5 protein-coding genes and 2 pseudogenes are annotated in these 9,588 nt (G+C 45.5%); all 7 read right to left on the bottom strand.

What is annotated here, in order from left to right; translation table 11 throughout:
* Nucleotides 1-2,116: pseudogene (metE, locus tag SPADD19_RS00620) on the bottom strand (5-methyltetrahydropteroyltriglutamate--homocysteine S-methyltransferase); the annotation flags it as partial.
* 346 nt (nt 2,117-2,462) lie between these two features.
* Nucleotides 2,463-4,070 carry an alpha-glucosidase gene (locus SPADD19_RS00615; RefSeq protein WP_061454934.1) on the bottom strand — a complete coding sequence of 536 codons (1,608 nt, stop codon included), beginning with the start codon at nt 4,068-4,070 and terminating at the stop codon, nt 2,463-2,465.
* A 68-nt stretch (nt 4,071-4,138) separates the two neighbouring features.
* Nucleotides 4,139-6,370 carry a glycoside hydrolase family 31 protein gene (locus SPADD19_RS00610; RefSeq protein WP_061454933.1) on the bottom strand — a complete coding sequence of 744 codons (2,232 nt, stop codon included), beginning with the start codon at nt 6,368-6,370 and terminating at the stop codon, nt 4,139-4,141.
* A gap of 147 nt (nt 6,371-6,517) precedes the next feature.
* Nucleotides 6,518-7,276 (bottom strand): CPBP family intramembrane glutamic endopeptidase, encoded by a 759-nt coding sequence (locus tag SPADD19_RS00605; RefSeq protein WP_061454932.1) that lies wholly within the window; start codon nt 7,274-7,276, stop codon nt 6,518-6,520.
* A gap of 122 nt (nt 7,277-7,398) precedes the next feature.
* On the bottom strand, nt 7,399-8,064 hold the full coding sequence (locus SPADD19_RS00600; RefSeq protein ID WP_049490379.1) for a potassium channel family protein: 666 nt from the start codon (nt 8,062-8,064) through the stop codon (nt 7,399-7,401).
* Between the two features lie 9 nt (nt 8,065-8,073).
* On the bottom strand, nt 8,074-9,456 hold the full coding sequence (locus SPADD19_RS00595) for a TrkH family potassium uptake protein (RefSeq protein ID WP_061454931.1): 1,383 nt from the start codon (nt 9,454-9,456) through the stop codon (nt 8,074-8,076).
* 31 nt (nt 9,457-9,487) lie between these two features.
* Nucleotides 9,488-9,588 (bottom strand): annotated as a pseudogene (locus SPADD19_RS11325) (nucleoside phosphorylase); the annotation flags it as partial.

Genomic DNA, 9,588 nt, shown 5'->3' with positions numbered 1-9,588 from the left:
AAACTTTGCCACTTGGTACTTTTGCCAAGATTGCTTCGATAGTATGATCAATTTCACCGTCTTGTGGGACACGTGGTGAGTGGATATCGTAAACCCCAGGTCCAACTTCTGTTTGGAAGTTTTTCGCTTTCAACTCATCCAAGATTTCAAGGTTTGAACGGCTTGCCTCAAATGAGATAACGTCTGCATCCAAGTTGTCGATAGCAGGGATGATATCTGTAAATTCTGAGTAACACATGTGAGTGTGGATTTGTGTATCTGGCGCTACTGTTGAGTGTACCAAACGGAAGGCTGGAATTGCCCAGTCAAGGTAGTCTTCATACCAGTCGCTACGACGGAGTGGCAATTTTTCACGAAGAGCAGCCTCGTCGATTTGGATGATTTTCACACCTGCAGCTTCAAGGTCAAGAACTTCATCCTTGATAGCAAGAGCGATTTGAAGAGTAGAATCCTTGATAGAGATGTCTTCACGTGGGAATGACCAGTTAAGGATGGTAACAGGTCCAGTCAACATCCCTTTAACCGGTTTGTCCGTACGGCTTTGTGCGTAGCTAGACCATTTCACAGTAATTGGGTTGAGACGAGTCACATCTCCCCAGATGATTGGTGGTTTCACCCCACGCATACCGTATGATTGTACCCAACCGTTTTTAGAGAAGAGGTAACCAGACAAGTTTTGACCGAAGTACTCAACCATGTCGTTCCGCTCGAATTCACCGTGTACAAGCACGTCAAATCCAACTTCTTCTTGCCATTTGATCCATTCGTCGATCGTTTTAGCAAGGAAAGCATCGTATTCTTCTTGTGTCAATTCACCCTTACGGAAGGCCAAACGTTTAGCACGAACTTCCTTGGTTTGAGGGAATGAACCAATGGTAGTTGTTGGAAGTGCTGGAAGCTTGAAGGCTTCTTTTTGGATTTCTTCACGTTCTGCGAAGGCTGGCAAACGAGTGTAGTCTGCTTCTGTCAAAGCTGCGATGCGAGCATGAAGTTCAGCATTTGCTCCGACACGTTCAGTTGCAAAGAGTTCTTTGTTGGCAGCAAGAGCTTCTGCACCTTGACCGTTACGGATGGCATCCAAGTCACGCAATTCACCCAATTTTTCAACCGCAAAGGCGAAGTGGTTCAAAATAGCTGGTTCAAAATCTTCGTTAGCCGTTGTAAATGGCACATGAAGAAGGGAGCAAGAAGTCGTCAAGACAACCTTTTCAGCTGGAACTTGATCCAAGATTTCCAAGCTCTTTTCATAGTTGTTGCGCCAGATGTTTTTCCCATTCACAATACCAGCATAAAGGGTCTTATCAGCTGGGAAGCCACCTTTCACCAATTCAAGTGTTTTCTTACCTTCAACAAAGTCAAGACCGATACCATCTACTGGCAAGTTTACAAGGTCATTATAGACATCACGAACATCACCAAAGTAGGTTTGGATCAAGACTTCAAGACCTTTCTTGTCAGCCAAGAGTTTGTTGTAGAGGTTTAAGAAGAGAGCTTTTTCTTCAGCTGACAAATCTTTGACAAGAGCTGGCTCATCGAGTTGAATACGAGTCGCACCAAGCTCAGCCAATTTGGCAAAGACTTCTTGGTAAGCAGCAACCAAGCTGTCGACGAAGTCTTCAGCTTTCACACCATCTTCAAAGTCAGATAATTGAAGGAAAGTGAATGGTCCAACCACTACTGGACGAGTGTTGATCCCCAATTCTTTGGCTTCTTGGTACTCATCAAAAATCTTGTGACCAGCCAATTTCACTTCTGTTGTTTTTTCAAATTTAGGAACGATGTAATGGTAGTTGGTGTTGAACCATTTTTTCATTGGAAGGGCACGGACATCCCCTTTTTCACCTTGGTAACCACGCGCCAAAGCGAAGTATTGTTCAAGGTCTGTCAAATCCAAGTTTTGAACAGATGCAGGCACAACGTTGAAAAGGAAGGCTGCATCAAGGAAATTGTCGTAGTGTGAGAAGTCATTTGATGGAATCTCTGAGATACCTTGTTCTTTAACAATGTTCCAGTGTTTTGCACGCAAGTCTTTGGCAGCTGCCAAGAGCTCGTCTGCTGAGATTTCTTTTCTAAAGTATTTTTCAGTTGTAAATTTTAATTCACGGAATTCACCCAAACGTGGGAAACCGATAATTGTAGTTGACATGTTGTGTCCTCCAAAAATTCTAATTGACACTATCATATCAGAAGATAGCTGTCTTGTATAATTGCTTTTACACGAATTTTGATATAGCCAAAAACTATAACACAGATTTAATGGGCCTTGAGACCAGAGATCAAAAGCAAAAACTAGGACTTCTTATAAAGATTTCCTATAGCCCAAGCATCCCCCAAACCATTTTTGAGCGGTTTTTGAGCGGATTGCACTAGAAGAACAGTCCCTAAAAAGTAAAGCAGGCCTTCTCTACTGAGAAAGACCTGCTTCTACGAGGAAGTAATTTCCTCTATTTTTCTTACTTTTATTAGGCTAGTTTGACACAGAAGGCATCCCAAGGGGCTAACTTGCCTGATTCGAGGACTTGTTCTACCTTGGTATTGGCAATGAGAACCTCTTCAACCCCATTGACGAGTGGCAACTCTTGCTCTTGATTGGAGAGATTGACAACCACCAAATAGGCTTGCTCTCCTTCTACCCGCTTGTAGGCAAAAACCTTGTCTGCTGCGTCCACCAATTCATAATCAGCAGTCACAAGCCAAGGGTACTCTTTTCTCAAAGCAATGAGGGCTTGGTAGGTATAGAAAATAGAGTCTGGATCTGCTAGGGCAGCCTCCACATTGATCTCTTTGTAGTTTGGGTTGACCGCAAGCCATGGACGACCTGTCGTAAAGCCGGCTTCTGCTTCATCATTCCACTGCATCGGTGTCCGTGCATTGTCCCGACCAATATGGCGGATTTGATCCAAGATCACTTCGAGCGGAACCCCTTTTTCTAAGGCTTCATGGGCATAATTGATCGACTCGATATCTTCTACGTCCTCAAGGGTCTTAAATGGATAATTGGTCATCCCGATTTCTTCCCCTTGATAGATATAAGGAGTTCCCTTCATCAAGTGAAGCAGAATCGCTAAAGCCTTGGCAGATTTGACACGATAGTCCCCATCATCCCCCCAAGTTGACACAATCCGTGGGAGATCATGGTTATTCCAAAAGAGGGAATTCCAGCCTTCCTCTTCTCCTAATTCCGTCTGCCACTTGGTGAAAATTTCTTTCAATTTTGGCACATCCAATTCCTTAGCGTAGTGCCATTTTGGTTGACCCGGTTGGTATTGAAGACCAATGTGTTCAAATTGGAAGACCATGGACAATTCTTGATTTTTTGGATTGGAGTATTGCTTGGCAATCTCTGGAGTCGCTCCCCAGGTTTCTCCTACCGTGAGCAGATCCTTATCGCCAAAGGTCGCTTGATTCATTTCCTTCAAGTAAGGATGGAGCATGGGACCGTTGCTGATGATTTCCTGATCTGGGATCTTACCGATCATATCGATCACATCCATACGGAAGCCACCAATTCCCTTGTCAATCCAGAAATTCATCATGTCATAGATCTGATGACGAAGCTCCTCATTTTCCCAGTTAAGGTCCGGTTGCTTCTTACTAAAGTTATGCAGGTAGTATTGGCCTGAAGCTTCATCGAACTCCCAAGCAGAGCCACTAAAAGCAGAAATAATGCCATTGGGTTCATCGCGCCAAATATAGAAATCCCGCTTTGGACTGTCTGGATGTTCACGCGCCTCGATAAACCAAGCATGCTCATCAGAGGTATGGTTGACCACCAAGTCCATGATGATTTTGATCTTGCGTTTCTGACCTTCTGCGATCAATTCTTCCATATCTTCCATGGTACCAAAGATGGAGGCAATATCCTCATAATCCGAGATGTCATAGCCGTTATCATCCATGGGACTCTTGTAGACTGGTGAGAGCCAGATGGCTGTAATCCCTAGCTTTTCCAGATAGTCTAGCTTGCTCGTGATCCCCTTGAGATCCCCGATGCCATCGCCATTACTATCCTTGAAACTCTTTGGATAAACTTGGTAAATTACGGCATTATGCCACCATTTTTGTTCCATTTTTTCTTCTCCTTTATGATTGTGAAATCACTTTCATCATACAAAAATAGGGGTGAAATTGCAAGAATTTACAAGTCTTCATTCTCTTCACTGGAATAAATCACTTCAAAGAGACGTTGGCGCAAGCCTTCCTCCAAAGGTGTGATGACCTTCATCAACTGTTTCCAATCCTTGGCTCTTGAACAAGCCGCAAATAATTCGTTTTTCCTATCGTAGGCCAGGTTGGCAGATTTTAAGAGCTCAAACATCCGGTCTTCTTTAGTAATCGGACGTGATTGCAGCTCACCCATCGCAATTTCCTGACTTTGATTGTCCACTAAGATAGGGGCTGTCTCAAAGGTATGGAGCAAGAAACGGTGCTGTCTCTTTTCAGGAAGCAAGGCTAGATCACCTGTCAAATCCAGCCTAATCTTTCTTTCATCCCAATCGACTGTTACGCGGGTTTCAACCTTGCTGGCTCCTTCTCCTTCGACGAGTACGAAAGAACGATTGTCACCTGGGAAGAGGTGCCAGTCCAGCATTTCTGGAAGGTCCACTCCTGTCTGTGGTTGTGCATCCATAGGGATGATGGCTCCCGCACGTGCAAAGACTGGAATATCCTGGCTGGTCCTAAAGACCGTAAGCTTCCCTCTTCCTTCATACTTCCAATCATGGAAGAAATCGTACCAAACACCATCTGGGAACCAAACGCTCACAGAAGCACTATGAAAGACCGGATCCAGCGCTTCGGTAATCGGTGCCACCATGAGTTCACTGCCAAAGAAATATTGATTTTTCGCTTCATAAGCCTCCTCTTCGTTTGGGTAGTGGTAATAGAGGGGTTGAACCAAGGGCAGCCCTTCTTCGTGCGTTGCCACATTCATGGTGTAGAGATAAGGCAGTAAGCTATGGCGCAGGCGCAAATACTGTTTCATCAAGCGACAGGTCTCTGGCGAGTAAAACCACGGTTCCTTGCTGTTAAAGGCATTACAAGAACTATGGAGACGATTGATCGGGCTAAAGACCCCAAACTGCAACCAGCGAAGAGCCAAGTCTTCATCATAGTAGCCCCGCATATGGCCACCGATATCATGACTCCACCAGGTGTAGCCGATATTGGAAGCTGTGCTGGTAAAATAGGGTTGAAAGGCTAGGGATTCCCAAGTCACAATAGTGTCCCCTGAAAAACCAATCGGATACCGATGGCTACCAGGACCCCCATAACGCGATAAGATGAGACCAGCTTGGCCTTTTCGGCAATTGTCTAGATAATGATAGTGATTTAACAACCAAAGGGGATCCATCTTGCCATGACTACCTTGCTGCCAATCAATCCACCAAAAGTCCACTCCTTGATCTTCCAAGGGATGGTGGACATCTTCAAAATAAGCTTCGCGAAAGGCTGGACTATAAAAGTCAAAGCTAGCCGCTTCTTCTTTTTCAGCATCCAGTCCCAAACGTTTTGCGACCATGGGATAAGCATCTTCGAAGGCGCGAATTCCATCTGCCGGATGGACATTTAAGGTCACCTTTAAACCACGCTCATGCAGGCCATTTAAGAAGGCAGCTGGATCAGGAATCAAATCCCGGTTCCAACTATAGCCAGTCCAACCACTTCCAAAGCGAGCAGGAATCACCGTCTTATGCCAGTCCATATCGATCACACTGACCGCAAGAGGCACCCCTTCTGCTTTGAAGCGATCCATCAAATCTGTGTACTCCTGACTGGTATAAGGCCAATACCGGCTCCACCAGTTGCCCAGAGCATAACGTGGCAAGAGGGGTGGCTGTCCTGTCAGATGGTAAAAATCTTTCAAGGCTCCTAGATAATCACGCCCATAACCGAAGAAATACAGATCCACTTCTGGATAGGACCGTGCTCTAAACCCGCTTTCGTCATCATACAAGTAGGAAGCGGAATCGTCTAAAAGAGCATAACCAGCCTTGCTCAAGATCCCATCTTGCAACTCCATAGCCCCATCGACCTCGTCAAGCGTCCGACTGGTCCCCTTTAAGGTCTCCGGCTGATCTCCATAGTGCCACCTGCTCCCATAGACTGCATACTGACCCTTGAGTTCGATATAAAGCCGATCTGGTGCAAAAGGTCCTTTTTCAAAATGGAGGTGGAGATGCTCTGTATGAAGATCGAGAACAGCTTCTGTCTCTACGACCTCACAGGCAACAGGTCCAAAATCTCGATTTTGTACAACTTGCGTCTGACCATCTTCGAAAACACCATCTTTTGAGTATTCCAAGCGCACCAAGGATTCCGTTAATACGGAGATCCGATAGTTTTCTCCCTCTATGACTGGTCCTGCCATTTGTCTGTCCTCCTCTTTTTATAGGGCATCTGACTCGCCCTCTTTTCATCTGCTTCGCTTCGCTAGGTAAGCGCTTACGATTTTACTATAGCACTCAAAAAAAGGCCTGTCAACACTTGACAGAGCCTTTCCTAAAATTTTATAAGATCAACTCCCCCAATTGATCAAGAGATACATGAGACTCGAGCCAAACATATCTGCCAAGGCATGCATGAGGAAAAATGGCAAGAGATTCTTGACGATCTTCTTGTACATGAAGTAATAAAAGAGTCCATAAATGACGCCAATCACAAGGGCCCAGAGAAGCCCCTGATAGGTGTGGAAAGAAAAGCGGATCAGGGTTGAAAAGGCCAACGCCTTCCACTGGTTCTTCTCACTCACCGAAGTCATTAAGCCCAAAAAGAAAAATTCTTCATAAAATCCATTGAGCAAACCATAAGCAATCGCCATGGGACTCAAAGCCATGAACTTATGGAGGATCTGCATGGGATCGATATAAGGCCAAAGACTTGGACTTAGGTAATTGTATTCACCCGTGACCGTTGAGATTACATCCCCAAAAAGTCCCATCGCTGCAAAGAGCAGGGGTACCCAGATCAAGGTGGACCACTTGAAACGGATCGGCAATTGTTTAAAATCAAAGCGACGGAGCAGCAAGTAAAGAAGGGCTAGAGCCAGCAAGATCAACTGCAAGGTCATATTGCTGGAATAAGCAGCTCCTTCACTTGCCGTATTGCTACTGCTTGTGGCTACTGCAGTCTGCGCGACTGGCTGAAAACTGGCTAAAAACAGCTGGGTCGAGAGGATAATGAATTGCCCAAAAAGAATGGCTGTCACAATACCAATATCAAACCATTTGAGCTCTTTTAAGGGCTGTTTGGGTCGTATTCTGTTAAAAAATGTCATCTTTCATCCTTCTATTCTCACAATGGAAGTATTTTTGTTTCTCTTACTTTAGCAATCAATGCTTAAAGAAGAGTTAACCTAGAGGAGAAAAAAACAACCTTTCGGTCGTTTCCATTACACTATTAGTCTAACAAATCTTGGATTCTATCTAAATATTGGTTGTCTGTCACTGCCATCACGCGTACCTCAGCCGGCCATACAAAATCTGGTCCTAACTGGCTCCGCAGGGGCTGCTCTTCTGCATCTCGATAGCCGATGATATTGAGTTGATACTGATCTCTGACCGCCAATTCTCGAATACTCTTTCCAACCCAGGCAGATGGAACTGTAAACTCAACCACCACTACCTCATCATCCAACTGAAACACTTCAATCCGGTGTTGGAAGAGGATCATTTTAGCGAGGGACATGCCTGCTTCTACCTCCGGCAGGATGACCAAATCAGCCCCAATCTTTTCCAGAACTTCTTTGGTCACTTCATTCTTGACCTTGGCAATGACGTGCTCGACGCCAAGTGCCTTACAGTGCATGACCGCCAGGACACTTGATTCCAGATTTTCACCTGTTGCGATGACAACTGTGTCACAGTTCCCAATATCTGCCGCATCCAGGAGGTCCATTTCCGTAATGTCTCCAACAATTCCAGTTGTAATCATAGATTCATACTGGTTGATCACATCTTCATGATCGTCAATTGCAATGATATCCACATCCTGGTCCTGCAGAGTTTTTAAGACACTCTGTCCAAAAATCCCTAATCCCAGAATTCCAATGGTTCGATTTGCCATAAGTCTCTCCTATCCGATAATGATGTCTGCCTTGGCATATTGCAAGGCATCTGCTTTTTTGGCTTTGTAATTGTTCAAGCTGACCATAAGGGTCAAGGGGCCGATCCGACCGATAAACATGAGCACCATGATGATGCCCAGCCCTGCTCCATTTAAGGTCGAGGTCACATTGGCCGTCACGCCCACTGTCGCTAAAGCCGATACCACCTCAAAGACCAAGTACAGAAAACGTTGACCATCCGGCGTCACAAGACAAAGGCCAAAGAGCCCCAGGATAAAGGTCAACTGGAAAATCACTGCTGTGCCCAAAGAACGTTGCACCAAGTCTGGTGCGATGGTTCGTTTGCCTAGGTTGGTATGAGGCAACCCGAGCAATTCCTTGCGAGCTAAGAGGATCAAGACCAAGAAGGTGGTGATCTTCATCCCTCCTGCTGTCCCACCTGGTGCCCCACCTAGGAACATCTGGAGGATATAGACAAAGAGTGTCACAGGTCGGACTGCTGTATAATCCAGTGAGGCAAAGCCAGCCGTCCGCATACTGACCGTTTGGAAAAAGCTGACCAAGATCTTCTCTCCCAATGGCAGGGACCCAATCGTTGCTGGATTATCAAACTCTGTCAAGAGACTGGTCACTGTCCCAAACAGAAGGATCGCAGCTGTTAACCAGAGAACCACCTTGGTATGAAAGCGAAGAGTCCGTCGTCCTGATTGGTTACGGGCCTTGGTAGCTAGGTCAAACCAGACCATGAAGCCCAAGCCCCCAGTAATGATCAGAGCAGATAAGGTCAGATTGACCAACCAATCGGTCTGGAAACTCATCATACTATCGCCCCCAAAATTATCAAAGCCCGCATTACAAAAGGCGGAAACCGCAACAAAGATGGAGTTGAAGATCCCATGACCCCAGCCAAAGCGAGGAATAAAGCGAGTCATGAGAAGCAAGGCCCCGACACCTTCGATGGTAAAGGTGGTAATAAAGATGGAGCGGACAAAACGGGCCAAACTCTGGTTATTGCTAAAACTAAAGCTATCCCGAATGGTCTGCCGATCCTTGTAACTGAGCTTTTGGCGGCTTTCCATAAAGAAGAGACCAATAAAGGTCAAAATCCCTAGGCCCCCAATCTGAATCAAGAGCATACAAATCAATTGCCCCCAGCCATTATAGGTCGAAGCCACCGACTGGGTAAAGAGTCCTGTCACACAGACCATAGAGACCGCGGTAAAGAGGTGGTCGATGTAGCCTGCTGTTGAGCTTACTTGCTGGACAAAGGGCAAACTCAATAAGAGCGAGCCCACCAGGATAACCAAGGCAAAGCTGAGAAAGATTCGCCTTGCTGGAGACAGGCGAGTCAGCTTAGCCTGCCATTGTTTAAAATATGATTTCACTAACATAGCTTCATTGTATCATAAAAAGAGAATAGACCTACAAGTAATGAACCATTTCTAGGCATAATTCTAAGGCCTTCTCGAATGCTTCAGAGCCCCAGTCACGCTGATCATAATTTTCTAGGTCTGCAAGAGAAT

Source organism: Streptococcus parasanguinis, assembly GCF_001578955.1.
Lineage (GTDB): Bacteria > Bacillota > Bacilli > Lactobacillales > Streptococcaceae > Streptococcus > Streptococcus parasanguinis_U.
Note: the sequence above shows the minus strand (reverse complement) of the source record. Positions and strands in the feature narration are given on the sequence as shown.

Coding starts and splice junctions, on each gene's coding strand:
- SPADD19_RS00615 (WP_061454934.1), bottom strand. CDS start 4,070: ATGGAACAAAAATGGTGGCATAATGCCGTAATTTACCAAGTTTATCCA.
- SPADD19_RS00610 (WP_061454933.1), bottom strand. CDS start 6,370: ATGGCAGGACCAGTCATAGAGGGAGAAAACTATCGGATCTCCGTATTA.
- SPADD19_RS00605 (WP_061454932.1), bottom strand. CDS start 7,276: ATGACATTTTTTAACAGAATACGACCCAAACAGCCCTTAAAAGAGCTC.
- SPADD19_RS00600 (WP_049490379.1), bottom strand. CDS start 8,064: ATGGCAAATCGAACCATTGGAATTCTGGGATTAGGGATTTTTGGACAG.
- SPADD19_RS00595 (WP_061454931.1), bottom strand. CDS start 9,456: ATGTTAGTGAAATCATATTTTAAACAATGGCAGGCTAAGCTGACTCGC.